Below are 26,393 nucleotides of genomic sequence, written 5' to 3'. Positions count from 1 at the left end.
GAAATATGAACGCACCTGCATCCATCGATGAGCGAAGTTTTCGCAAGCTACTGAGTCGTAACGTTGGCTTGCCCTTGGCTGTCGGTGTGCTGAGTGCCGTGTTGTTTGTGGTCATGATCAGTTACTTGCTATCGGTCATTAAGTGGGTTGAGCACAGTGATCGGGTGATCAGCAACACCAACGAAGCGGTCAGGCTGACGGTTGATCTGGAAACAGGTATGCGCGGTTTTCTGATCACCGGCGACGAGCATTTTCTGGACCCGTATGCGGTGGCCAAGCCGCAGATCCTCGCTCAGCTTCAGGGGTTGCAAGAGCTGGTCATTGATAACCCGCAGCAGGTTGATCGCCTCAAGCGTATTGAAGCCTTGCAAAACGAGTGGGCGACATATGCCCAGGCGATGGTCGATATGCGCCGTCAGGCTGGCGATTACCGTGCAGCGGTACAGTCCGGGCGTGGCAAGAGCCTGACTGACCAGATTCGCCAGGAATATGCCGACTTCATACAACTTGAGCAGCAACTGCGGGTTGCTCGCAACAAAGAAGCCAGCACCACGACGTTTATATGTGTCGGTCTTTATCTATTCTTTGTCTTGGGTTTGAGCGGCTTTTTGGCGTTTGTGGGGCGCCGGGATTTAATAAGCCTTTCAAAGAGTTATCAGCATAACTTCGAGTTGCAGGTGCAAGCGGCGCAACGGCTGGAGCGCCAGGCATGGCTGCGCAACGGGCAGACAGAACTTGCAGAGCAAGTGCTCGGGCGTCTGACCCTCAACATGCTGGGTCGCAATATCTTGCAGTTTTGCGCCCAGTACCTGGGCTCAGTGGTCGCTGCGGTGTATGTCCGTGAAGACCACGGCGGCCTAAGACGTATTGCCAGTTATGGGGCTTCGCGTGAACAAGAAGCCCGTAATGAGGTGATCCACGATAACGAAGGCATTGTCGGGCAAGCCGCTCAACAAGATCAGCTGATTCGTCTGGACAATGTGCCTTCGGACTACTTCTTTAAAGTCAGCTCCGGGTTGGGCGAAGGCACCCCCCATAGCGTGCTGGTGATACCGACCAGTGACGATGATCGGGTTAACGGGGTGATCGAGCTGGGCTTTCTCAGGCCGCTTGAAGACCGTGATATCGAGTTGTTCGAGCTGATTGCCGACAACATCGGGACCTCCATCGAGGCCGCGCGTTATCGCCAGCGTTTGCAAGAGGTATTGGCCGAAACGCAGCAACTCAATGAAGAGCTGCAAGTTCAGCAAGAAGAACTCAAAACGGCTAACGAAGAGCTTGAAGAGCAGTCGCGGGTGCTTAAAGAGTCGCAGACCAGCCTTGAGGCGCAGCAGGCAGAGCTTGAGCAGACCAATGAAGCGCTGGAAGATCAGCGCGATGCCATGAACCGCAAGAACAGCGAGCTCAATCAGGTTCAGGTGCAGCTTGAAGAGCGCGCTGATGAGTTGCAGCGTTCCAGCAAGTACAAGTCTGAGTTCCTGGCCAATATGTCTCATGAACTGCGCACGCCGCTGAACAGTTCATTGATTCTGGCCAAACTGCTGTCAGAAAATCCGCAACAAAACCTCACAGGCGAGCAGGTCAAGTTTGCCGAGTCGATTTACTCGGCGGGCAACGACTTGCTCAACCTGATCAACGACATTCTGGACATTTCCAAGGTTGAAGCCGGCAAGCTTGAGGTTCGCCCCGAGAACACCAGCGTGGCGCGCATGATCGACGGGTTGCGCGGTCTGTTCCAGCCACTGGCGACCGATAAGTCGCTGGATTTGCAGGTCGAGGTGCAACCGGGCACGCCATCCTTGATCTATACCGACAGCCAGCGTTTGGAGCAGGTGCTTAAAAATCTGCTGTCCAACGCGATCAAGTTCACTGAAAAAGGTCGGGTAAGTCTCACGGTTTCGCGCCATCCGGGAAATGCGATTGCGTTCACGGTGGCCGACTCCGGGATCGGCATTGCCCCGGAACAACAGGACAGTATTTTCGAAGCGTTCCGTCAGGCAGATGGCACCACCAACCGCCGTTATGGCGGCACCGGGCTTGGCTTGTCGATCTCGCGGGACCTGGCGACCTTGCTCGGGGGTTCCATCAGCGTCAGCAGTGAACCGGGGCAGGGCAGTATCTTTACCCTGATCATGCCGGAGCAGTTTGTTGAAAACGCCGAGCCGCACGCACCGCTACCGGCCAGTGCGGCAACCCACGCTGTGCCAGCCAAGCCGCTGGCATTGCTGCCCTCTGATGCCCCGCTGGAGATTCCGCGCTTTGCAGATGATCGGGAAAAAGCCCCGTTCACCACGCGTTGTATTTTGGTGGTTGAAGATGAGCCCAATTTTGCACACATCCTCTTCGATCTGGCCCATGAACTGGGTTATCACTGCTTGGTCGCCCATGGTGCGGATGAAGGTTTCAGCCTGGCTGCGCAGTTTATTCCCGATGCCATTTTGCTCGACATGCGCCTGCCCGATCATTCCGGGTTGACGGTGTTACAGCGCTTGAAGGCGCTGGCGCCGACCCGGCATATCCCGGTGCATGTGATTTCGGTGGAAGACCGTGTTGAAGCCGCGATGCACATGGGCGCCATCGGGTATGCGGTCAAACCGACCACCCGAGAAGAACTCAAGGACGTCTTTGCGCGCCTGGAAGCCAAGCTCACGCAGAAGGTCAAACGTGTCCTGCTGGTCGAGGACGATGATTTGCAGCGCGACAGCATTGCCCGCCTGATTGGCGACGATGACATCGAAATCACGGCTGTGGGCTTTGCGCAAGAGGCGCTGGACCTGCTGCGCAGCACTATTTACGACTGCATGATCATCGACCTCAAACTGCCCGACATGCTGGGCAACGACTTGCTCAAGCGCATGTCTACCGAAGACATTTGCTCGTTCCCGCCGGTCATCGTCTACACCGGGCGCAACCTGACCCGCGATGAAGAGACTGAGCTGCGCAAGTATTCGCGCTCGATCATCATCAAGGGCGCGCGCTCGCCGGAGCGCTTGCTGGACGAGGTGACATTATTTCTGCACAAAGTTGAATCTCAGTTGTCCCATGAGCGCCAAACGATGCTCAAGACCGCCCGCAGCCGCGACAAAGTCTTTGAGGGCCGCAAGATACTGTTGGTGGATGACGATGTACGTAACATTTTCGCACTCACCAGCGCGCTGGAGCACAAAGGCGCGGTTGTGGTCATTGGGCGAAACGGGCGAGAAGCGATAGAACGCTTGAACGAAGTCCCAGATATCGATCTGGTGTTAATGGACGTGATGATGCCCGAGATGGACGGCTACGAAGCCACTGTCGAAATTCGCAAGAACCCGCGCTGGCGCAAGCTGCCGATTATTGCGGTCACGGCCAAGGCGATGAAGGACGATCAGGAGCGCTGCTTGCAAGCGGGCTCGAATGATTACCTGGCGAAACCGATTGATCTGGATCGACTGTTCTCACTGATCCGGGTTTGGCTACCGAAAATGGAACGACTCTAAGTGCAACGAAACACCGACATCGAGTTACGGCTACTGATCGAAGCGATCTACCTCAAGTACAGCTATGACTTTCGCGATTACTCCGGCGCCTCGATCAAGCGCCGGGTGCAGCATGCCTTGCGCCAATTCGACTGCAAGACCATTTCGGCCTTGCAAGAGCGGGTGCTGCATGACCCGACGGCCTTTATGCAACTGTTGCAATTGCTGACGATTCCGGTGAGCGAGATGTTTCGCGACCCCGAGCACTTTTTAGCGATTCGCCAGGAAGTGGTACCGATTCTCAAGACCTACCCGTCGCTGAAAATCTGGATCGCCGGGTGCAGCACCGGCGAAGAGGTGTACTCGATGGCCATTTTGCTGCGCGAAGAAGGGTTGCTTGATCGCAGCATCATCTATGCCACCGACATCAACCCGCGCTCGCTGGAAAAGGCCAAGCAGGGGATTTTTTCGCTGGAAAATATTCGCGCCTACACCCACAACTATCAGAAATCGGGTGGTCAGCGCTCGTTTACTACACGGCCGCTTATGACTACGCGATTTTTGACAAGAGCCTGAGCGAAAACGTGACCTTTGCCGATCACAGCCTGGCAACCGATAGCGTGTTTTCAGAGACTCATTTGATTTCGTGTCGTAACGTTTTGATTTATTTCAATAAAACCCTGCAAAACCGAGCGTTTGGGCTATTCCATGAGTCGTTGTGCCATCGTGGTTTCCTGATGCTGGGCAGTAAGGAAACCCTGGATTTTTCGGATTACAGCAAACAGTTTTCGCCTTTGCTCCAGCAAGAACGGATCTATCGAAAGCTATGACAGTCAAAGACTTTGAAATCGCCGTCTTGCGGCCCGTGAACGCTGTTGTTGTAGGCGCTTCGGCGGGAGGTGTGGAGGCATTGCTGGCGATTTTCGCTGATCTGAAGCCAGGTTATCGGCTGCCAATTATTGTGGTTCTGCACTTGCCGGACGAGCGTCGCAGCCAGTTGGCCGCCGTGTTTGCCCGGCGCCTGCCGATACCGGTCAAAGAAGTTGATGACAAAGAGACGATTGAGCCGGGCACCTTGTATTTTGCCGCTCCCGGTTACCATGTTTCCGTGGAGCACGATCGCAGCTTTTCGCTGAGTCGGGAGGAAAGGGTGCATTACTCGCGGCCCTCGATCGATTACCTTTTTGAATCCGCAGCCGACGTGTATCAACACGCACTGGCTGCGGTCTTACTCACGGGTGCCAATCAGGATGGTGCGCAGGGGCTGGAAACGGTCAAGCAGCAAGGCGGTTTGACCATCATTCAAGACCCTGACGAAGCACTGGTATCGACCATGCCGCAAGCGGCGCTGGATCGCTTCCAGCCGGACTGCATCCTTCCTTTGCGCGGTATAGCCCGTTTGCTAGTTGAGCTGGAAAGAATCAAATGCAACTAAGTGATATTCAAGCCAAGCTGCTGATCGTTGATGATCTGCCAGAAAACTTATTGGCGCTCGAAGCGCTGATAAAACGCGAAGATCGCACGGTGTATAAGGCCTTGTCTGCGGACGAGGCGCTTTCGTTGTTGCTCCAGCATGAGTTCGCAATGGCCATTCTGGACGTGCAGATGCCGGGCATGAACGGCTTTGAACTGGCCGAGCTGATGCGTGGGACAGATCGCACCAAGAACATTCCGATCGTCTTTGTCAGCGCCGCAGGGCGCGAGATGAACTACGCCTTCAAGGGCTATGAGAGCGGCGCCGTCGACTTTTTGCACAAGCCGCTCGACATTCACGCGGTTAAAAGCAAGGTCAATGTCTTCGTTGATCTGTATCGGCAAAGCAAGGCCATGCAGCAGCAGGTCGAAGCGCTGGAGCAAAGCCGCCGCGAGCAAGAAACCTTGCTCGCCCAACTGCAACTGACTCAGGTTGAACTTGAACATGCCGTGCGCATGCGTGACGACTTTATGTCGATTGTCTCGCATGAGGTGCGAACGCCGCTCAACGGGCTGATTCTGGAAACCCAATTGCGCAAGATGCACCTGGCGCGCAATAACGACGCGGCGTTCACCATGGACAAGATGCACGCCATGGTTGAGCGTGATGAACGTCAGATCCAAAGCCTGATTCGTCTGATTGAAGACATGCTCGATGTGTCGCGCATACGCACCGGCAAACTGTCGATTCGGCCAAGCGAGTTTGATCTGTCACGAGTTGTTGCCAATCTGCTGGAGGTTTTTTCTCCGCAAATCAGTGCTGCGCAATCGAGCGTCAATTTCAGCGCCGATCAGCCAGTGGTCGGGCAGTGGGATGAGTTCAGGATTGAACAGGTCATTTCTAACTTACTGACCAATGCCTTGCGTTATGGTGCTAAAAAGCCGATTGATGTTGCGGTCTATACCGAAAATGATTGTGCCGTGGTGGCGGTGCGCGACCAGGGCATTGGGATCAGTCAAGACAATCAGCAACGGATTTTTCAGCAGTTTGAGCGGGTTTCCGGTAGCCATGTGGTGGCGGGACTCGGGTTGGGGCTGTTTATTTCGGAGCAGATTGTCGCTGCCCACAGTGGCAAAATTACCGTGCAGAGCGAACTGGGCGAGGGTGCCTTGTTCACCATTCACCTGCCGCTGGTACAAAAGACATAAATAGGCCGCAACCTATGACCCTGGCCGCGGTCGTATTGGCAGCAATTGTCCGGATTAAGGTTTCCCATGAGTGAAGATGCGCAAGATGTTGTTTTGATTGTCGAAGACGATCCCTCGATCCTGATGGTCCTGAGTGCCTACCTTTCAGGGGAAGGCTATCGAGTGTTGCAGGCCGAAAATGGTGAACAGGCATTCGAAATTTTGGCGAGCAAGCCGCACCTGGATCTTATGGTCACTGACTTCCGTCTACCGGGTGGCATTTCGGGGGTTCAAATTGCCGAACCCGCCTTGAAGCTACGGCCCGATCTCAAAGTGATTTTTATCAGTGGTTACCCGGCAGAGATTCGTGACACTGGCAGCCCTATTACGCTCACCGCCCCCATTCTGGCCAAACCGTTCGACCTCGATACCTTGCAAGCGCAGATCCAGAAGCTGCTTGCGTGAAAGCAATCGTTATGTAGGAGCGAGCTTGCCTCGCGATCTTTTAAAAGATCAAAAGATCGCGAGGCAAGCTCGCTCCTACAGGGGAAGGGTTTGTCACAATCCTTGTTGCAGCGCCGGGTCATCCGGGTTTTGTTGCTCCAGTTGAGCCAACAGAACTTGTACATTTTGTAGCTGCCCGGCTTCTTTCCAGTAGCGGATCAGTAACAGACGCGCTTTGCGATTGGCCGGCTGACGTTGCAGCAACTCTTCTAGCTGACGCTGCGCCGGTTCCAATTGCTCAAGGTCATGCAGAGCGATTGCCAGTCTGTAGCGGTATTCGCTGTTTTCCGGCTCCAGCTCAACGGCCTTGGCCAGGCCCAGCAATGCATACTCCGTTTGCCCGTGGTTGAGCAGCCAAATCCCTAAAGCATGTTGCAAGTAAGCAGAGTCTGGGTGTGCTTCTAGCTGCCTGGCCAGGAGTTCACGTGCCTGGTCGGTTTTACCGCGCTTGTCCAGCAGGTCAATTTGGGCGACCACGGCTTTGAGGTTTTCCGGGTCCAGTGCCGTGACTTTCTCCAGTGCCGCCTGCGCTTCGTCCAGTTGCCCTTCATGCAGATACAAACGCGCCAGCTGGCCTTGAGCTTGCGGGTCGTCGGGCTGGGTCTTGAGGTTGCGCTCGTACTCGTCGACCACTTGCTGCAATGGGCCGAAATACAGGCCTTGCTCATCGGGGGACAAACCCAGCAGCGCGCTGGCGGCGGCAAAACGCACGCTTTGTTCGGGGTCTTCGAGCAATGGGCCGAGCAACAGCGTGCGTTGCGCGTTGGGCACCAAGCCCGCAATGCTCTGAATCGCCGCCTTGCGCACGAGAGGCGAGGCATTTTGCAAATCTGCATCTGCCAGCTTCAGCGCTTGTGGGCTGGGGTAGTTGGGCAATTCGGCATGCAGGCTGGCGCGGCGAATATCTGACAGATCAGTACGCGCCAGTTGTTGGTACAGAACCCGCGCGGCGCCAGGCAGGCCGTTATGCGCTTGTTCAAGGGATTTGGCATAGCTGTGGTTGACGGCGGGGGGCGTCACGGTCGGGGCAGGGCGCATCCAATACCAAAGGCCGACTGCGATGAGTGCAGATAACAGGCTGACAGCGAGGTAACGGCGAGGCTGGGACATGCAATATCCAGAAACAGGCGTACGGATGAAGTGCAAGATTGGGACAGTCGGCGTCTTGAGTCAAACCTGATGCGCAATTGGCCCAAAACCCGTAACCGCTGCCGCAGGCTGCGAGAAGGTCCGCAGGCGCTTGGCTTTAGATTCAAAAGCAGGGTCGCTGCGCACCCCATCGCAGCCTTCGGCAGCGGCTACAAAGTGACCCGCGTGCAGTCATTCGGGCAAAAAAAAGCCCCGCGACCGAATGAGCGCGGGGCTAAAAATTGGCTGGATGCGACCAACCAAAGGAGCTCGTTAAATCATGCTGCTAGATCATGTATCTGGATCAGTGTGCGCTAGCGACGGTCTCGGCTTGCCAGCCACCGCCCAATGCTTTGTAGATCGCAACTACGCCTTGGTACATCTCAACCTCGGCCTGAGCCTGGCTGTCTTCGGCGGCCAAACGTTCACGCTGGGCGTCAAGCAGAACCAGGAAGTCAACGGTGCCTTCGCGGTAGCGAATCGCTGCCAGGTCGGCTGCGGCTCGACTGGACTCACTTTGACGAATCAGCGAGACCAGGCGCTGCTGACGTTTGCCGTAGTCGCTAAACGCGTTTTCTGACTCTTCAAGGGCCAACAGCACTTGCTGCTCGTAGCTGGCCAGTGCGCCATCGGCTTCGGCGTCGGCACCGCGCAAACGTGCCCGCACGCTGCCCAGGTTAAACGCCGGCCAGGTAATGCTCGGGCCCAGCGCCCAGGCATTGGCGGCTGCCGAACCGATTTGCGATCCACGTCCGGCGGTAAAGCCGAGAAAGCCGCTGAGGCTGACCCGAGGGAACAAATCAGCTTTGGCCACGCCAATACGGGCTGTAGCCGCTGCCAGTTTGCGTTCGGCACTCATGATGTCCGGCCGCCGTTGCAGCAAGTCACCCGGGTTGCCGATGTTCAGCGCCTTGGCGATAGCTGGCAATTTGGCCGGGCTCAGGTCAACGCTGAGTGTGTCAGGGCGCTCGCCCAGCAAGGTGGCGATGCGATTGCGCTCGCGCACCTGCTCGGCTTGCAGTTGCGGCACGCTGGCCTCAACCGCCGCCAGGCGGGCGTCAGCGCGCATCACGTCCAGTTCGTCGCCGACGCCTGCATCACGCAGGCTTTCGGTGATGGCTTTGGAGTCCTGCTGATTTTTCAGGTTGTCGAGTGCGATGTGCTCGCGAAGTTGCGCACCGCGCAGTTTTCCGTAAGCGTCGACCAATTCGGCAATCATCGTGACTTGCAACTGGTACAGGTCAGCAGCAGCGGCTTGTTCGTCAGCGTCGCTGGCTTCCAGTTCGCGCTGGATGCGACCAAACAGGTCGACTTCCCACGCCATATCCAGGCCCAGGTCGTAGCGCTCACTGTTGACGCGCTTTTCAGTGGTGCCTGGCACCTGGCCTTTGCCTACATTGCTGCTGGCACGGCTGGTGATGGTCGGCATGGTCTCGGTGCTGACGTCATCACGAATGGCCCGGGCTGCGCGCAGACGGGCAAAGGCCACGCGCAGTTCACGGTTGCCCGCCAGTGACTGAGTCACCAGCTGGTTCAGGGTCGTGTCGTCAAACTGCTGCCACCAGATCCCTTCAAAATGTGCCCGGTCAAAGCCCTTGAGGTTGTCAGCGCTGATGTTTGCCGGTTCTGTGGCCGGAGTTTTGTAGTCCGGGCCAACGGCGCAGGCACTCAAGGCCAGCACCAGCAGGCTCGGGAGGAAAACTTTCAGGCTCATTGTTGCGACTCCAACTTGAGGTGCTTGGCCGCTTTGCGCGCTTCACTGCGCTCCACATAACGACGGATCAACACATAGAACACGGGCGTCAACAGCAGGCCGAAGAAGGTCACCCCAAGCATCCCGGAGAACACCGCAACACCCATCGCGTGGCGCATTTCAGCACCGGCACCGCTGGACAGTACCAAAGGCACCACACCCATGATGAAGGCGAAAGAGGTCATCAGGATCGGCCGCAGACGCAGGCGGCAGGCTTCCAGTACGGCCGCCAGCGGGCTCATGCCTTCTTCCTGCTTATCCTTGGCAAACTCGACGATCAGAATCGCGTTCTTACAGGCCAGTCCCACCAATACGATCAAGCCGATCTGGGTGAAGATGTTGTTGTCCCCGCCTGAAGCAATCACCCCGGTGATGGCCGACAGCAAGGTCATCGGTACGATCAGGATCACCGCCAATGGCAGGCTCCAGCTTTCGTATTGAGCGGCCAGTACCAGGAAGGCCAGCAATACGCAGAGCGGGAACACGAACAGTGCGGTGTTACCCGACAGGATCTGCTGATAGGTCAGGTCGGTCCATTCGTAGGTCATGCCGTTCGGAAGTTCTTCCTTGAGCAGTTTCTCGATGGCTTTTTCGGCCTGGCCAGAGCTGTAGCCGGGGGCTGCTGCACCGTTGATTTCAGCGGTGATGAAGCCGTTGTAGTGCATCACGCGGTCCGGGCCCGAGGTATCGCTGACCTTGATGAAGGTCGCCAGCGGGATCATCTCGCCCTTGTTGTTACGCACTTTCAACTGACCGATCTGATCGGGCTCAAGGCGGAACTGTTGCTCGGCCTGAACGTTGACCTGATAAGTACGGCCGAAACGGTTGAAGTCGTTGGCATACAGCGAACCCAGATAAATCTGCAGGGTGTCGAAGATGTCACTGACCGCCACGCCGTGGGTCTTGGCTTTTTCGCGATCGATAGCCGCATCGACCTGTGGCACGTTCACGGTGTAGCTGGTGAACAACCCGGCCAGTTCTGGCACGTTGTGGCTCTTGGCAATGATGTTCATGGTTTCTTTGTACAGCTCGTCGTAGCCCAGGTTGCCCCGGTCTTCGATTTGCAGGCGGAAACCACCGATGGTGCCCAGACCTTGTACCGGCGGCGGTGGGAAGATCGCCATGTAGGCCTCTTCAATCCCGCCGAACTTGCCGTTCAATGCACCGGCAATCGCGCCCGCCGACATGCTCGGGTCTTTGCGCTCATCAAAAGGCTTGAGCGTCACAAACACGATGCCGGAGTTCGGGCTGTTGGTGAAACCGTTGATCGACAGCCCCGGGAACGCCACCGCACTTTCCACGCCTGGCTGTTTAAGGGCCAGGTCAGACATGCGCTTGATCACGTCTTCGGTACGGTCCAGGCTCGCGGCGTCAGGCAGTTGAGCGAAAGCCACCAGGTATTGCTTGTCTTGCCCAGGCACGAAACCGGTCGGCGTGTTGGAGAAACCGAAGAAGGTCAGCACCATCAAGCCTGCGTACACCAGCAAGGCGATACCACTGCTGCGGATCACTCGGGCAACAGTCGCCACATAGCCATGGCTGGCGCGCTCAAAGAAACGGTTGAACGGACGGAACAACCAGCCGCCAAACAGTTTGTCGAGCACCTTGGAAAAGCGGTCTTTCGGTGCATCGTGGCTCTTGAGCAACACCGCCGCGAGGGCGGGCGACAGGGTCAGCGAGTTGAAGGCCGAGATGACTGTCGAAATCGCAATGGTCAAGGCGAACTGTTTATAGAACTGCCCGGTCAGTCCGGAAATGAACGCGGCCGGGATAAACACCGCACACAGCACCAGCGCCGTGGCAATGATCGGGCCGGTCACTTCACGCATGGCACGCTTGGTCGCGTCCACCGGGTTGAGCCCGAGTTCGATATTTCGCTCGACGTTTTCGACCACCACGATCGCATCGTCGACCACGATCCCGATGGCCAGTACCAGTCCGAACAGCGACAGGGCGTTGAGCGAGAAGCCAAACATGTGCATCACGGCAAACGTACCGATCAGCGACACGGGTACAGCGACCAGCGGAATGATCGATGCACGCCAGGTTTGCAGGAACAGAATCACCACCAGCACCACGAGAATCAGTGCTTCGAACAGGGTGTGAACCACCGCCTCGATGGAGCCGCGGACGAAGATCGTCGGGTCATAAACGATGCTGTAGTCCATGCCCTGCGGGAAGTTCTTCTTCAGCTCGTCCATCTTGCCCCGAACTTCGTTCGAGATTTGGATGGCATTGGAGCCTGGACGCTGGAAGATCGGGATCGCCACTGCTGGCTGGTTGTTCAGCAAGGAGCGCAAGGCGTACTGGCTGGAGCCCAATTCAACGCGAGCAATGTCTTTCAAGCGAGTGATCTCACCGTCATCGCCTGCGCGAATGATGATGTTTTCAAACTCTTCCTCTGAAACCAGACGCCCTTGAGTGTTGACTGACAGCTGGAAGCTGGTGGCATTCGGGGCAGGGGGCGCGCCCAAAGCACCGGCCGCGACCTGGCGGTTCTGCTCGCGAATGGCCGTGACCACATCAGTGGCAGTCAGGTTGCGTGAAGCGGTTTTATTCGGGTCCAGCCATACGCGCAACGAGTAGTCGCCCATGCCGAACAACTGCACGTCGCCCACGCCGCCCAGGCGTGCCAGCTCATCCTTGATGTTGAGGATCGCGTAGTTGGACAAGTACAGCATGTCGTAGCGCTGGTCCGGGGAGGTCAAGTGCACCACCATGGTCAGGTCGGGCGACGCCTTGTCCACGGTGATACCAATGCGCGTCACTTCCTCAGGAAGCTTGGGCTCGGTACGGGTCACGCGGTTTTGCACCTGCACCTGCGCGTTGTCCAGGTCGGTGCCCAGGGCAAAGGTAATGGTCAGGGTGATCTTGCCGTCAGCGGTGGACTGCGAAGACATGTACAACATGTTTTCAACACCGGTGATGGCTTGCTCCAGTGGCGCGGCTACCGTTTCGCCGATCACTTTAGGGTTGGCACCCGGGAAGTTGGCGCGCACGACCACGGTCGGCGGAACCACTTCCGGGTATTCACTGATGGGTAATTGGAACAGCGAAATACTGCCCGCAATCAAAATCAACAGCGAGAGTACGGCTGCGAAAATCGGCCGCTGAATGAAGAACTGGGAAAAATTCATCGGAGTTTTTGTCCCTTAACCGCGAGGAGTCGCAACGCTGGCCAGCTTCGCCGCAGAGTTTGCGGGCGTAGCAGGGGACAGGTTGCTGGCTTCCAGCGCTTGACGTTGTTGTGCCAGTGCGGCGAGGGTTTTTTCAGTGGCCATCGGGATCACTTCAGGGGTGACCGGTGAGCCTGGACGAACCCGTTGCAGACCCTTGACGATAATCGTGTCGTCTTTGTTCAGGCCACTGCGAACAATGCGCAGGCCTTCGATTTTCGGACCCAGGTCCACGGTGCGGTAGGCGGTGTTGTTATTGCCGTCCATCACCAGCACGAATTTTTTGCCCAGGTCGGTGCCGACGGCTTCGTCATTGATCAAGACTGCGGCGTAGGTGCCGCTGCCGACCAGCTTGAGACGTGCATACAGACCTGGGGTGAAACTGCCGTCGGTGTTATCGAACACCGCGCGACCACGAATGGTGCCAGTTTTAGGGTTGACCTGGTTGTCGACGAAGTTCATCTGGCCCAAGTGCGGGTTGCCGTCTTCGTTGGTCAAGCCGAGGTAAACCGGAGTGGTTTGACCCCGTTTGCCATCGCGGGCGAGTTGGCTGTACTTGAGGAACACGCGCTCGTCAGCATCGAAGTAGGCGTACACCTTGTCAGTCGAGACCACGCTAGTCAGCGGTGTCACATCAGCAGTCACGATGTTGCCCGCGGTGATTTCAGCGCGGCTGACGCGGCCACTGATCGGTGATGTGACGCGGGTGAAGCTCAAGTTGAGCTTGGCCAAATCAAGCTGGGCCTGAACGGCAGCAACACCGGCGCGGGCAGCTTGGGAGGCAGTGGAACGCGAGTCAGCCAGTTCGGCGGAGATCGCATTGCTTTGGCGCAGACGCTCGCCGCGCTGGGCTTCGTTTTCACTGCGGGTTGCGTTGGCGCGGGCTTGTTGAAGTTCGGCTTCAAGTTGACGGACTGCCGCCTGGAACGGGCGCGGGTCGATCTGGAACAACAGATCGCCTTTTTTTACCAGCGCGCCGTCGGTAAACGCGACCTGGTCAATCTGGCCTGACACGCGTGGACGAATTTCAACAGTTTCCGGCGCTTCAAGGCGGCCGGTGAATTCGTCCCACTCGTTGACGGGCTGTTCAATGACTTTTGCCACGCTGACTTTGGCAGCCGGCGCTGGAGCAGTCGCTTGTGGAGTTTTGCCGCATGCGCTCATCACTACGATGGCCAAGGCCGCGAGTGGAAAACGCAAATGTTTAAGTGACTGTTCCATGGGGGGGCGTCCGCCAATCTATTGAGATGGGGCGGATAATGCTGGCGCGCGTGTCGGGGCACGAATCGAACCTGACGAAGGTTAATATCATTCAGAATGATACAAAGCCTGGCCAAGCCCTCTAGCCTGCGCTTTTTGTTAGGGCGCTATCAATTGAATTTGTGTTCACAACGCGTGAAAGTCTGTTGCGTCAAAGGTAATTATTGCTGACCGATGTAGGTGCTCGCAGTGTTACAGGTAGGTTTTGCCTCCTTGGACAACGGCAAAAGCACTGCACTTGTTTTGATACACATAACCGCGAACATGCCTGCCTATCTCAAAGCCTGATCACTACGCTTTTTGAATCATTGTGTAAATCAGGTCACCTTTTATGTCGTCTTTACATCAATACACCCCGTCATTAATGGCCATCGACCCACGGGGGCTAACCTTGCGCACTGTGGGCTATCACCGAGTCCGCGAACAAGATGAGTCACGTGCTCGCGTTCAACGCCAAGTGTTTGGTACTACCGGTTTTTTGCAACATCAATGGGACGCCCGGTTGCAGGCTTTGCATGAAATGGACAGCAGCGTGCAGGCCAATAAAAGTCAGCGCCATAGCCTGACGGGGCGCGTGCTGCGCACTCGCAGCGTAGATGCCGGATGGCGCGTTGCTCTGAGCGGAAATGCAGGTCAGGTGTTGCAAGGCTGGGATAGTCGCGGGTCACAACAACGCTACGAATTTGACTCATCACTCAGGCCGGTAGCCGTGTTTGAACAAGCCGTCGATGAGCCCCATGAGCGTTGTATCGAGCGCCTGAGCTATGCCGGGATGAATGCCGAGCACGCGACTCACAACCGATGCGGGCGGCTGATTCGTCACGATGACCCAGCAGGCTCCGTGATGCATGAGCAATACGGGTTGTCGGGTGCCATGACCCAGCACGTCCGTGTATTTTTACGTCCGGATGTGACAACTGACTGGTCTGAGGACACACGCCTGCGCGAGGCGCTGCTGGAGACTGAACGCAATGTCAGCGCTTGGCACTACGACGCCTTGGGCGGTCTGCTGGAGCAAACCGATGCCAAGGGTAACCGCCGACAATCGCAGTACGGACCTGAGGGCGAACTGACCCAGACTGTTCTAGTGTTCAAAGGCGGTGCGCGCAAGGCATTGCTAGACCAACGACGGTACAACGCACAAGGGCAGGTCGAGTCCGAGCGGGCGGGTAATCAAGTGCTCACGGAGGCGACCTATTCGTCTCTTGATGGGCGTTTGCAACGGCTGGTGGCACACACTGGCGGGCAGAAGAAGACTGTCCTGCAAGACCTCACTTATACCTATGATCGTGTCGGCAATGTGATCAGCATCCGGGATGCCGCGCAGCCGACTACGTGGGCCAGCAACTCTAAAATCGAAGCCACGGCCACCTTCGGCTACGACACGTTTTATCAGTTGATCAAGGCGACGGGCCGGGAAAGCGCTCAGCAGGCCAACGGCCCGGCGTTGCCCGCGCTGGCGCTCTTTGGCGCAGCGAACAGCACTCTGATGCGCAATTACACCCGTCACTATCAGTACGACGAAGGTGGCAACTTGATGCAGATGCGGCATGTTCCCTCTACGGGGCTGGGTTATACCCAGACCATGAACATCGCGGCTAACAGTAATCACAGCGTGCAGGACGGGCTGGGTACGCTTGCAAGCCTGGGCAATAGTTTTGATCAAAACGGCAATCTGCGAGCCCTTGCTCGTGGACAGACCCTGAGTTGGAATGTGCGTAATCAACTGGCACGGGTTACGCAAGTGATGCGCGAAGACGGTCATCACGACGAAGAAACCTACCGCTATGACGGTGCCGGGCAACGGGTGTTGAAGTCGCGCGTGAGCCAGGCAAAAGCGCAGCAGTTGCGTGCTGAAGTCCGCTATCTGCCAGGGCTGGAATTGCACCGAAATCATGTCAGCGGCGAACAGTTCAACGTGCTGTCAATCGAGGCGGGTTACATGCGCGTCAGAGCGTTGGTGTGGGAGCACGAGCGCCCCTCTGGGGTTGCCGACGAGCAACTGCGCTTCAGCCTTTGCGATGCAACGGGCAGCAGCAGTCTTGAGCTTGATGAGCAGGCTGCGCTGCTGAGTCAGGAGGGCTATTACCCGTATGGCGCGACAGCGTGGTGGGCGGCAAAAAACCAGGTCGAAGCGACATTCAAGACGGTGCGATATTCCGGCAAGGAGCGTGATGCAACCGGGCTTTACTATTACGGCTTCAGGTATTACGCGCCGTGGTTGTTGCGCTGGATCAGTGCTGATCCGGCAGGCGATGTCGACACGCCCAATCTGTATGTGATGGTCAGCAACAACCCCGTCTCACTGGTTGATCCCTCGGGGATTGTACAAGTCGGCATGCTTGAGCGTGCCGTGTTGGGGCTTGCGGTTACCGGCATGCTTGCCTTTTTAGGGTTCGCCGCAGGTTGGGTGCTCGATTCTTCGGTGGAAGGAGCGGTGGGGGGGGCAATGATTGGTTTTGGGTTGACGTTCATGGGGTTGCTCGAAGGGTATGGAAACTACCGACGCCGTGCGCAGCAGCCCACCGCCGACGAACTTGAGCGCCGCAGCGCCGAATGGCTCACACATGAAGCGATAAGTCTTGCCGAGCGTCGGGGGTTGAATAGAGGCGAAACTGACGCTCTGGTTAATTTCTTTTATGCACATCGTCATCAGTACGCCGATGAAGGCTTTTCAATTCGGACCTACAACACCCGTTCTGGCGCCATTTTTGGGTATGTTGGCCCTGAGAGGGCTGAAAGACGGTTAGCCGGTCTTATCGAAAAAGGGACCCCTACGCTCAAGGAGATAAGGCGCTTGGGGTACAGCACTATCGAGCTTCGCCCCCCTGAGCGCACGCGAGTGTCAACCCCTTCAGTGCCGATGCAAACGTCAGCTTCGGGCATAGCCAGTCAATTTGAAACACAGGCAACGACACAACTGACAAGGCGCAAAACAGGCAGCACAGGGTCACCAGAGCAGGGTGGCGAGCCTTCAGCCTTGACGGTAGCGGTGCCCGAGGCGCGTTTCAACATTGACGAAACAGCGGTTGGGCATTTGATGCAGGGCCGTGAAGGTATCAGCATTGGTATTGCAATCGGCCATGTCATGGAAGGCCGGTTTGCCGCTGTTCGATGGCATCAGCATCGTGATCGACTCTGGTCTGCGGACTTGCCCGGCTATCCAGGCTCGACCGGGCGAGGTGCTCATCGGCTTATGTTCGAGCACTTGGGCGGGCGTGCTTACCGAGTCGTGGGTGTCCGTGACCCCCATCGACGCTGACAAACACTCATTAAACCTGCGGGCGCTGGTGAACCAGACGCCCGCAGGTGTGTCTCCAAGGCTACGGTCTTGTTTCGCGAATGCTCATCAAGGCGCAGTGGGTGGAGGTTCGTAAGTATCGTTTTCGTCTTCGCTGATGGTGTACCACGTGCAATAGGTTTGGCGGCTCATATCGCCGCTGGCATTTAGGGTTTTTGTGAGTCGCCCCAGTGGGTCGTAAAACAGCTGGTCGCTATAACCCCCTTCGCGCAGTGACGCGTCGTTGATCGAGTGCCAATGATCGGCAAAGTAGGGGCGATAGTTACGAATCGCCAGGCCCTTGTTGTTGTATTCGACTCTGGCGCTGACTCGCCAGCGTTGGTTGCTTTCAAGCGTGAGTGGTTTTCCCGTGGCGTCCAGTCTCAATACCCCGCCAGGGTCGACCTGATAAGCAGGTCCGGGCACTGTCTTCTGCTTGTTTTGCAAGACTCGCCCGGAGCCGTCGCTGGAGGCCACGCTGATTCTGATGATCGGTTCAACACCATCCGTATCTGTGGGGTAACGATCTGCCTGCAACACGGCGACATGCACCGGCTCGCGTTTTTGCATCCAACTGAAGGGGGCGTAAAAACAGGCGCTGGCGGCTTTCATCAAGGCGCTCGCGGGGTTGGCGATGGCCGTCTCAGGGGTGTCGTTGGCAGGGCGAACGTAGTTGTCGAGTGTCTCGAATCCAACCGCTTTACCCTCTTCGTGCCCGTAAAAGCTGGTCGCTAATAATTGGCCAAAAGCGTTATAGCGTGCTTGCTGTACGGTGCCTTGTGCATCGGTAATCTGTATCGGCATCAAGGTTCGATAGTCGTACACCGCCGTGGTTGTACAGCCATCAGCCGTCTTGACCGAGCTCATCAAGTATTTATATCGGTCATGCGCGACCACAGTGACGCCATGGCACTCAGTGGCACGAAAATAGTTGGCTCGATAAAACTCGGCGGCATCGTCATACACCGCAAATCCCTGTTTGAGTGACCACAGGGTAGTTTTTGCGTTCTGCTCGGGCACGCTCGGCTCAGGGGCTGGCAGGAACAGGGTCATGGGGTGATAGTGCGCACGGGGCAGTTCTTTCTCCAGGTCAAATGGCTCGGCTCCCGGCATCTGGGGCACATCGTCATAGACTGCCAGCGCGGGCTCATCCAGTTCAGCGCTTTCAACATGGTGAGGCAGGGCCTCAAAACTGGCTTGGCCAGCAGGCAATGGGTCAGCACTTTGCGCAAGGCAGTAATGTTGCACCGATGCGCCCGCCAACACCCATCCAGCATTCACCCCCACGGGGTTGTTCGGCGTGCGGGCAATGAAATGCTCATAGCTGATATGGCCAAGCGTGCCTTTGTCTAGCACCAGCGCGTTACTGCGCTGGCGATAAGGCAATTCCAGACGCCAGCGCTGAGGGGCGTCCAGATGTATGGCTTGAGCCCGGATCTCCGTTATGTAGTCAGCCTGTTGCGCCGCGTCATGGGTGTCTCGCCACCATTTTTGCTGATGCGGATCACTGAATGGCGGCGCATCCGTTGCTCGCTTGCGACGTGCGCAATTAACCGTCATGCCATGCACAAGGCTGCCGTAAGCATCCCTGATCAGGTTGAGGGTGTGGCTACAGGCCGGGTCGTCAGGCTCGCGCTCATATCGATAACTCACCGACTCAAGGGGCAACAACAACACGGAGTCAGTTGATTCAAGCTGCCGTACCAGATAGCGCTGTTGACTGACTGAGTAAGGCACGGCAGTGGCCGCGGGATCGTCAGCGGCGTAGATTTCCTCGCGCAGGGGTGAGCCACTGAGGGCTTTTTTCATGGCGCGCAAGACCGTTGCGCTGGGTGCCTGGATTAACGTGTCGTGCAGATTGCCAGGCTCCAGACGGCCCAACAGCGTTAGCCCAAGCGTTTTGGCACTTTTATCGGACTGATTGTAGTCCGAGCGAGGCATGTCGAGGTCTTTGCCGGTGTGAAACCAGGATTTGCGCAGCAGCGCTCCGGTATGGCCAGCATCAAGCGTATCGTCTGGGCTGGTTTGGGCATCGGTCTCGAACAACAGCCCAAATCCCTGGAATTTCCGTTCCCGAGGGTCGTAAAAGCCTTCGCGGTACTGGAACCGCTGCGCGATTTGGTTGCCGCTGATCAAATCGAACTGCTGTTGCCGGGTGACCAAGTGCAATGGGAAGGGTAAGCCGCTGACCTGTGGCTTATTGGCCTGCTGGCGTTCACGTTTTTCATCCAGCCATTCCTGAGCGCTGCTGCGGTAATTCAACTCACCTCTGGCCCCCATGTTGTTCTCGGTGGCAGTCAGCAAATAAGGCTTTTGGCTGACGAAGTCGTAACGCCAATGCCGCGTTGTCCCTTGCGAGGTGGTCATCACAAGGCTTGAGCAGCCAAGGCCTTGCAAGTCCGCAGTCGTGACTTGGCAGAAACGGTCATAGCGCACTCCGTCAGGCCACTTCAATGGGACTGGAGGCTGTAATCCGTGCCCAAAACGGCTCATGAAGATCAGTACCTTGTCGGGTTCCAGGTACAACAGATCGCTGGCGCCAGAGCCGTCCAGGTCTGCAAGGAGAATGCGTGCAGGGTCGAAGCTGGCGTAGGAAAACGGCAGCGAAGCAAACTCAAATCCCTTGCCAAAATGCCCGCCCCCCAAGTTTGGCCAACATTGGATATGGTCATGACGGATACGGATCAAGTGTTGCTGGCCGCTGCCCAATATGTCGCTGAAGGCCACCAGCTCGGTTGCGGTGCTTCCTGGTTGCGGCAGCGCAGTTTCGGCGGGTATGTGCGGGATCACTTGGCCTGCTGCAAAGCCTTCTGTGCCCTGATTAATGTAGATCCGCACACTGTGGCTGCCGATCAGTGCAAGGTCGTAGATCCCATTGCCCATCAAGTCGACCCATTGGCTGGCAGGGTGAAAAAACTCTTGGGGGAATGCCGCAAATGGAACAAACCCCGACCAGCTTCGATCGCCCTTGAGGGTGAAAAAACCGCTCATGCCTGGCCGTGCAAGGATCCAGTCCAATTGGCCGTCGCCGTTCAAGTCACTCAGTGTTTGCACGGCGGTCTGGTTTTGATCGGCGACCGGAATGTTGGCCAAGAGTTGTGTCTCACCGTAGTCCACAGCATCCCCCTCGGCGGGTAGCGGGGCTCTTGTCGGCTCGCGGTAATACCAGCTTTTCTCTGCGCGGCTGAGCACGCCAGGCAGTCCATCGTTGTACAGGTCGACCAGTTGATAGCCCGCAGCATTGCCTGGAACGTTCAGCGCTTCGAAAGGCTGAAATTTCTCCGGCGCGGCCTCCAAGGTGAAGGGGCTGTACGTCAGTACCATGGGTGGCCACTGAGCAGGGGCTTCACCTGCGTCAAACGCCTGGCTAAGCAAGGCGCGTAACAAATTGCCTGCACCCTCTGTCCATCGGTATTGCAGCAGCAGGCGTCGGACCAGCACCGGATCAGGTCCCATGGCGGCTTCATCGGGGAAATAGTGAAACATCAGCACTTGGCGGCACAGGTACTGATTGCCCAGTTCAAAACCATAGGCATAACTGAAGAAAGGGTCCTTGCGTGGCTGCCAGGGCCTCAGCTCGGCATAACCGGGTTTTTCGAGACGTCTGTATGTGCGCTCCCCATAGTCGAGCACTAACTCAAAGTGCCACTGCTTGTCTGCTGGGGTATCAGTCGTCCAGAGCATCAACTGCGTTTGAGCCCGAAGGTTGGCGTAGCACACCCGTGCCAGATAACGCTGGGCACGAAAGTCACGGATTGCGGGCTGCGAACTGTGTTGTTCGGCGCTTTTGTAATGGTAGTAAATCTGCTCACCATGGGCAGTCAGGCTTTCTTGAAGGAGCCATTGCGCGACATGCTCGGGTGCAGCCGGATCTGCACAACGCCCTGCTGTGGTTTTGCCAAACAGATGAGTGCTGCCATCCGGGCTCTGGACCAGCCAGAAACCCGCTGGATCTTCGGTTGTGGACCAATGCTCGATGCGCTCGAACGTGCTCTCGACACGTGGTAAATAGCGCACAACGGTGTGGGCTGCACGCAGTTGCACACCGTTGTAGTGACTCACTGTGGTTGTGTTAAGAGCCCCTTGGGCTGTGCGCTCGGGGATCAACTCTGAGCCGGTATGGCTAATAAATTCGTCCTTATCGGTATAAGTCGGCACGCCCTTGAGGGTATTGCGAACAATGGCGCCTGCCGATAAATCCCAGCCAATGCCAAATGGCCCATTGCCTAACGTGCTGCGATAACTGAGGCTCAACGCAGGGGTAAACGTGCGACCTGGAGAAAGAGGCAGCGGTACATCGAACGATGCCTGACCTGTCATGCCGACTGCGCCCCAGCCGGTACCGATGCTTTGAATGGCGCCACCGCCCTTGGGCAAGGACGGGGTGATCACCTCGGTGTTGTTGGCCTGGGTTGTCATGCCTTGGCTCCGGCGCTGGACGTATAGTGCACGTGCACAATGATGTCGGTCAGTGACTCAAGCATGGAGAGCTGAGCGTTATGATTAGGGAAAAACAGCTGCCAGCGGGACACCGCACCGGTGTATTCGAAAGGTAAATAACGTGAATCGTTGTCGAAACTGAGCGTAAACAGGCCGCTGTCATTCACCCCGGACGAAAGTGCTATCTGCTCGCGCACGTGCAGGTTTTCAGTGCTTTCGTCCGGCTGTTCGCTGTGCTGGATCTTGTTGTAGGTTTGCGTCAACGTCGCCCTGATGTCCTCGTATGGCCCCAGCGTAGCGGGCAGTGACACGCTGATACTTTTGATCCGGCGCAGGTGATGCCCAGGGTAGTCAGCATCAAACAGCGCCTGGGTGAACTCGAAATTCACGGTGCCGCTGCTTATCAGATCGGTTTTCAAGACGTCCCACTGTTTGTTCAACGTGGCGCTGCTGTCTTTATCGGGCAGTTGGCGCAGTGACACGGTTTTTCTGATCTCCAGTGCGCGCGCATTGTGCTGCAAGTACGCAGCATCCATTTGCAGCAGGTTCAACTTGAGTGCTTCACCCGCAGAGAGCCCCCTGTATTGATTGTTCCAGTGGCTGCTTTGGATAAAAGTCTTCTTCCAGTCTGCGCGTTCGTATTGCCAGCACGCTTGAGCGGCCAGACACAATGAATGGGTGACGTCATAGGCCAGAAAATAAAACGCCGACAGCTGGCTGTTCAGCCATTGATAGAGCTGTGAATTAGAGAAACGTTTACTGAGTATTTCGTAGCTCGACATGGCTTGGGCCAATGCCGTTTCGGTGTGGCGCAGTTGCAGGCGGGTGTTGGTCACTTGCTCGGCATAGGTTTCAAGCTGTGCATCTATTTGACTGAGCTCAAGTCGGGCTTGATCCAGAGAATATTCCCACTCTTGATTTCGGCGGTTGAACTGCTCTGTGCGATCAAGGTGGGCAGCGCTGGCGCGTTTTTCGTGGGCTACGCCCTGGATGATTGCTTGTACGGCATACATTGAGCCTTCTAGACGTATACCGCCATTTGAAGTGCCGAAGATATTGGGCAGCATCATTAACGCCCCGGCAGCGGCTTGAGCGCCATAGGCACCAATTTCCAGATTGGCACTGTCCTGAAATTGCTGACTGGCCTGGGCTTCTCCTTGGTTGATACCTTCCAGAAGTTGTTTTGAGAAGTACTTGACCCGTGCTTCGACGGATTTGCGTCCAGCGCGCAATGCCGCCTGGTTTTTCTCATCGATGAGCAACGCTTGAGATTGCTGTTCCACCGAAATTTTGCTCAGATCCCACGCTTGTGCGTGTTGAAGTGCCATATGTTCAGACTGATCTTTGCGTTCAATCAGCGACAGCAAGGTCGTGCCGAACTGAATCAGGTTTTCGGTCGCGGCCATAGCGTGCGCCTGGATCACATGAAAACGGTAATGGCTGGCTTGGGCTTGTAATGAAGCCGCGGATGGCGTGTTGCCCACATTGCCTCCTTGTAACGCTCGGGCAATAAAGGCATGGGGGGAGAGTGGCGATGCAAACAGCGAAACCTGGAGAGGTTTGCCGACCAGATCCAGGTGATGGCGCAGGTTGTGCAAACGGCTATCGATTTTGTCCCATCGGGCCATCAGGCTCGGGTTTAACGGTCGACGTAAATACGATGTGTCGGCCATGAGTGCGGCCAAATTCTCAACCGAGGCCAGGCGGGTGACGAGGACCAGTGCTGAGTCTTGATTGCTCGCCTGACGCTCCAGGTTGCGCAGTTCGCTGGACGGTGCCGCGCTGAGTTCCCCGAGGGTGATGCTGGTCCATGGGTCAATCGAGGTCACCGTTGGCCGTGGTCCGAGTAGACTTTTGACGCGCACGTACCAGAGCTTGGCTTCCGCGAGGCTATCTGCGGTTGCTTGTCGGTAGGCGGCGTCACCGCGGTTGATCAAAATGTCCAGGTACAACTGGAACAAAGCCCGACGAAAGTGAACCGGAGCGCTCAGTGCGATCTGATTCGGATCGTGAGGGTTGTCCTGTGCGTAGCTGAGGTCAGACAGTGGCGCACTCAGTACATTCAGCCGCCAGTGACGCTGGGTTTCATGGCTAACGGTAGCGTTATGCGCCGGATCAAACAGGTAGTGCATCCAGGCCTGGGCCTCGGCATAACGTTGCTCCAGGTTCAGGCGATGAGCAACAAGCCAGGGCAGGTACAGGAACAGCTCCCAATAGTACTTGCCATGGGCTCCGTGAAAATCCAGGGGCTGATCTGGGCCGCCTTCGATTAGCGAGGGTTCTAGCCATGCTGTCGGGGTCAGGGTGAACAACGTATCGAGGCTGACGCTGGCTGCTTGAGTGAGTTTTTCGGCAAAACTGGTGTTCATCCGGATCGGCGCGCGCAGCTTGTTTTGTGCGGAGGCGTCGCTGTGTTTAATCGCGGACTCGCTGAAGTCAATACATTCAGCAGCACCATTGTTCTTCGATGCGATGCGCTTCAGGCGTGGGGCCAGAGGAATGAGGGGGTTGGCATTTTTGTTCAGCGTGATCTGTGAAGATTTGAGGGCGTAACCCATAAGGTGAGAGATGTCGCCTTGAACATCGGTGTCATGGATTATCACGCCGTGCAAAAGGGTGATGGTAGAAAGCGAGGTCTGCTCGTCTGAAGTTAACGCTTGCTCAATGTTCGGGCGCAGTGTCTTGGGGTTTATCTGTAATTGAACGGTTATTTTCTGTGCAGCCTTAAGATCAGAAGCGCTACCTCGAATATATCGACGGGAGAAATCCGTTGCGCCAAGAATCAGGGTGTTACTGCGCAGGATACGTGGTGGTGTGGGGTTTTCTTGATCAAGTAGAAGAAGGATGACTTGTTTGTAAGAACGCTCCATTGGCGTGCTGACGACCTTCTCAAATGTCAGTGTCTGGTTATCGTTCAGATTGACAGTAATCGTGTACGACGGGTTTTGGGCGTAGAAGAATTCATTGAATGTATCTATATCAATTTTATTGTCCGTTAGCTTTTGCGTGGCTTCATGGCCTTTATCTTCAATGGAGCCGTTGGACGATACGTTGAGCTTCGATGAAAACTGTGAGAATGACACAGATGTGCCGTTGTTAGAGATCGATATGCTGGAGATACTTTCGGGGGGCGTTTTTAGGTGCCTTAAAGTGATTAACGACTCTGAGTGAAAATCAACAAGTTGCGTGGTAGACGATGCCAGATTGAGCGCCAGTTTCATTTTTATTTTCACGCCGTTGTCATTGGCTTCGAATGACAAACTCTGGTGCTTGTTGAAGTCTGCGGTCAAGGTGGACGATATTTCAAGGGCGGAGGTGGTGGTGTTGAATTTAATATCCTGGTTTTTTACAAGATCACTGATGCGGATTTGTTGGTTGTCATAGTTCCAGTGATGGTGGTTGGTGTGTGGCTGTGTATTGGTCAACGCATGAATGTCTGAAAACTCGCTACGAGGCGCATGAAAGTTAAAGTTTAAATGGTTGTGCATGACAAAAATGGACCAGTGGCGCTCGGCGACTGCTCGCTGATGAGGCCATGTTAAATAGTCCTCAACTGTTCCAGAGGAAAACAAACGTTCGATTCCAAACTGCAAGTCGAGCCGTACTGCTTGGTAAAAATCGCTGGAGAATATGTTTTCGTTGTGTTTGGTGTTGTTCTGGTTTTTCTGGATGCTTAAGCCCAGAAAAAGTGAGCCGGGCTGTGTGGTTGAGTCCAGTGTGGCAATAGTGGTAGTGGCGGCATTTATTTCATCAGTGCTCATTCTGAGCGCGCAGTATTCATCGATGCAAACTTGCGGCATGCTCCAGCTGCCATCATATTTCTGGAAAATAAAATTTAAACTGACCCTTGTAAAATTTGATTTTAGATAAGGCTCCAAGCGCATTTTATAGAGCTTTTCATCTTCGTCTATTTCACGTCCGGAGAATACGGTGTTTTGGCTGGCGGAGGACGTAGGGCTAATGATTTGAGCCCAGGTGATAAATACACGGTTATTGAAGTAGACGGGGCGAATGCTGCGGTCTGGTATGTTGGCCGACGCCGGGATGGGAATGCTTTTCCAGTCCGACCAGGCAGTCGCTTCTGGAGCGTCTTGCTTGAAGTTGCTCAGGTCGTGTGTTGCCGGATACAGGGCGCGCTTGGACATATCCAGTGAGCGCCAGTAGTAAGTGTTTTCGGCTCTGGATTTACCCACGAAGTAATACATGCTGTCGGCCATGCTATTGATGTCGCCATCAATGTAACCGCTCAGTGTTGTCAGATTGGCAATATCCTCAAAGCGATTCAGGTAGTTCTGAACGGCGGACAAAATGGTACTGGGTTGGATGCGACATTGATTAATATCGTTTTCAAGTTTTTGGAAGTTTTCTGTCTTGTGACTGCGTAATTCAGGGCTTAAATAGGTAGAGGGGAAATAGCGAACCTGCTGGCTGGCGTGCCAAACCGAGTAGTTATGCAGCGTGTTATGCCATTGATCAAGTTGCGTGCGCGACATGCCCTCCGTTTCATATCCGGGTTCAAGGCCCAGTGTGATTGCGTTGATATATTGTTGCAGGCTGGCTATGGCGCAGGCCACTCGGCTGGTAGGCACCGCTTCACTGACCAGTACGTCCAACAACCAATACGAATAAAGCTCATCGGCTGTTTTGATACCTCCGGCCTGCTTCACGTTCGACAGTACGGGGTCTGAGGGCACCGCGTGGGTCAAATAGAGTGCCAATTGCGCATCGCGCAGTTTTTCATTGAGTTGTTGATCGAGTGTTGGGGACATGGTCATTCCTTGATCCGTTCAGAGATA

General features: G+C 56.0%; 11 protein-coding genes and 1 pseudogene. 6 read left to right on the top strand and 6 right to left on the bottom strand.

Going from position 1 to position 26,393, the window contains the following annotated elements:
* Positions 1 to 5: 5 nt before the first annotated feature.
* The 5 genes and pseudogenes from RHM56_RS13160 to RHM56_RS13140 all read left to right on the top strand — a co-directional run bounded on the left by RHM56_RS13160 (position 6) and on the right by RHM56_RS13140 (position 6,521).
* Positions 6 to 3,476 carry a response regulator gene (locus RHM56_RS13160; RefSeq protein ID WP_322232726.1) on the top strand — a complete coding sequence of 1,157 codons (3,471 nt, stop codon included), beginning with the start codon at positions 6 to 8 and terminating at the stop codon, positions 3,474 to 3,476.
* Positions 3,477 to 4,285, top strand: a pseudogene (locus RHM56_RS13155) (CheR family methyltransferase).
* Complete coding sequence (locus tag RHM56_RS13150) at positions 4,282 to 4,890, top strand: chemotaxis protein CheB (RefSeq protein WP_322232724.1); 609 nt, start codon at positions 4,282 to 4,284, stop codon at positions 4,888 to 4,890. The pseudogene RHM56_RS13155 and the gene RHM56_RS13150 overlap by 4 nt, the downstream one beginning before the upstream one ends.
* A complete protein-coding gene (locus tag RHM56_RS13145; RefSeq protein ID WP_322232722.1) occupies positions 4,881 to 6,077 on the top strand; it encodes a hybrid sensor histidine kinase/response regulator in 1,197 nt (398 codons plus the stop codon). Before RHM56_RS13150 ends, RHM56_RS13145 begins: the two co-directional genes overlap by 10 nt.
* A gap of 66 nt (positions 6,078 to 6,143) precedes the next feature.
* On the top strand, positions 6,144 to 6,521 hold the full coding sequence (locus tag RHM56_RS13140; RefSeq protein WP_095000393.1) for a response regulator: 378 nt from the start codon (positions 6,144 to 6,146) through the stop codon (positions 6,519 to 6,521).
* A 93-nt stretch (positions 6,522 to 6,614) separates the two neighbouring features.
* On the opposite strand, the gene RHM56_RS13135 is transcribed toward RHM56_RS13140, so the two are convergent.
* The 4 genes from RHM56_RS13135 to mexE all read right to left on the bottom strand — a co-directional run bounded on the left by RHM56_RS13135 (position 6,615) and on the right by mexE (position 13,838).
* Positions 6,615 to 7,670, bottom strand: a complete 1,056-nt coding sequence (locus RHM56_RS13135) for a tetratricopeptide repeat protein (RefSeq protein WP_322232720.1) — start codon at positions 7,668 to 7,670, stop codon at positions 6,615 to 6,617.
* Between the two features lie 322 nt (positions 7,671 to 7,992).
* Entirely contained in the window at positions 7,993 to 9,402 is a 1,410-nt protein-coding gene (locus RHM56_RS13130) for a TolC family protein (RefSeq protein ID WP_322232718.1), read from the bottom strand.
* Positions 9,399 to 12,578 carry an efflux RND transporter permease subunit gene (locus RHM56_RS13125; RefSeq protein WP_322232715.1) on the bottom strand — a complete coding sequence of 1,060 codons (3,180 nt, stop codon included), beginning with the start codon at positions 12,576 to 12,578 and terminating at the stop codon, positions 9,399 to 9,401. Before RHM56_RS13125 ends, RHM56_RS13130 begins: the two co-directional genes overlap by 4 nt.
* Before the next feature lie 15 nt (positions 12,579 to 12,593).
* A complete protein-coding gene (gene mexE / locus RHM56_RS13120; RefSeq protein ID WP_322232712.1) occupies positions 12,594 to 13,838 on the bottom strand; it encodes a multidrug efflux RND transporter periplasmic adaptor subunit MexE in 1,245 nt (414 codons plus the stop codon).
* Positions 13,839 to 14,208: 370 nt separating this feature from the next.
* Here mexE and RHM56_RS13115 point away from each other — a divergent pair, with 370 nt between their 5' ends.
* On the top strand, positions 14,209 to 17,139 hold the full coding sequence (locus RHM56_RS13115; RefSeq protein WP_322232710.1) for an RHS repeat-associated core domain-containing protein: 2,931 nt from the start codon (positions 14,209 to 14,211) through the stop codon (positions 17,137 to 17,139).
* An 87-nt stretch (positions 17,140 to 17,226) separates the two neighbouring features.
* Here the strand turns inward: RHM56_RS13115 and RHM56_RS13110 are convergent, their stop codons facing one another.
* Both RHM56_RS13110 and RHM56_RS13105 read right to left on the bottom strand, forming a co-directional pair.
* Positions 17,227 to 21,576 carry a SpvB/TcaC N-terminal domain-containing protein gene (locus RHM56_RS13110; RefSeq protein WP_322232708.1) on the bottom strand — a complete coding sequence of 1,450 codons (4,350 nt, stop codon included), beginning with the start codon at positions 21,574 to 21,576 and terminating at the stop codon, positions 17,227 to 17,229.
* Positions 21,573 to 26,366 (bottom strand): neuraminidase-like domain-containing protein, encoded by a 4,794-nt coding sequence (locus tag RHM56_RS13105; RefSeq protein ID WP_322232706.1) that lies wholly within the window; start codon positions 26,364 to 26,366, stop codon positions 21,573 to 21,575. Before RHM56_RS13105 ends, RHM56_RS13110 begins: the two co-directional genes overlap by 4 nt.
* Positions 26,367 to 26,393 lie beyond the last annotated feature (27 nt).

Origin of the sequence: Pseudomonas sp. CCC3.1, assembly GCF_034347405.1 — a bacterium.
Lineage (GTDB): Bacteria > Pseudomonadota > Gammaproteobacteria > Pseudomonadales > Pseudomonadaceae > Aquipseudomonas.
This window is presented reverse-complemented; position numbering and strand designations above follow the sequence as displayed.

What these genes read in the sequence shown, in the direction of transcription:
- RHM56_RS13150 (WP_322232724.1), top strand. Translation starts at nt 4,282, where the DNA reads ATGACAGTCAAAGACTTTGAAATCGCCGTCTTGCGGCCCGTGAACGCT.
- RHM56_RS13130 (WP_322232718.1), bottom strand. Translation starts at nt 9,402, where the DNA reads ATGAGCCTGAAAGTTTTCCTCCCGAGCCTGCTGGTGCTGGCCTTGAGT.
- RHM56_RS13135 (WP_322232720.1), bottom strand. Translation starts at nt 7,670, where the DNA reads ATGTCCCAGCCTCGCCGTTACCTCGCTGTCAGCCTGTTATCTGCACTC.
- RHM56_RS13115 (WP_322232710.1), top strand. Translation starts at nt 14,209, where the DNA reads ATGTCGTCTTTACATCAATACACCCCGTCATTAATGGCCATCGACCCA.
- RHM56_RS13140 (WP_095000393.1), top strand. Translation starts at nt 6,144, where the DNA reads ATGAGTGAAGATGCGCAAGATGTTGTTTTGATTGTCGAAGACGATCCC.
- RHM56_RS13125 (WP_322232715.1), bottom strand. Translation starts at nt 12,578, where the DNA reads ATGAATTTTTCCCAGTTCTTCATTCAGCGGCCGATTTTCGCAGCCGTA.
- RHM56_RS13110 (WP_322232708.1), bottom strand. Translation starts at nt 21,576, where the DNA reads ATGACAACCCAGGCCAACAACACCGAGGTGATCACCCCGTCCTTGCCC.
- RHM56_RS13145 (WP_322232722.1), top strand. Translation starts at nt 4,881, where the DNA reads ATGCAACTAAGTGATATTCAAGCCAAGCTGCTGATCGTTGATGATCTG.
- RHM56_RS13105 (WP_322232706.1), bottom strand. Translation starts at nt 26,366, where the DNA reads ATGTCCCCAACACTCGATCAACAACTCAATGAAAAACTGCGCGATGCG.
- RHM56_RS13160 (WP_322232726.1), top strand. Translation starts at nt 6, where the DNA reads ATGAACGCACCTGCATCCATCGATGAGCGAAGTTTTCGCAAGCTACTG.
- mexE (WP_322232712.1), bottom strand. Translation starts at nt 13,838, where the DNA reads ATGGAACAGTCACTTAAACATTTGCGTTTTCCACTCGCGGCCTTGGCC.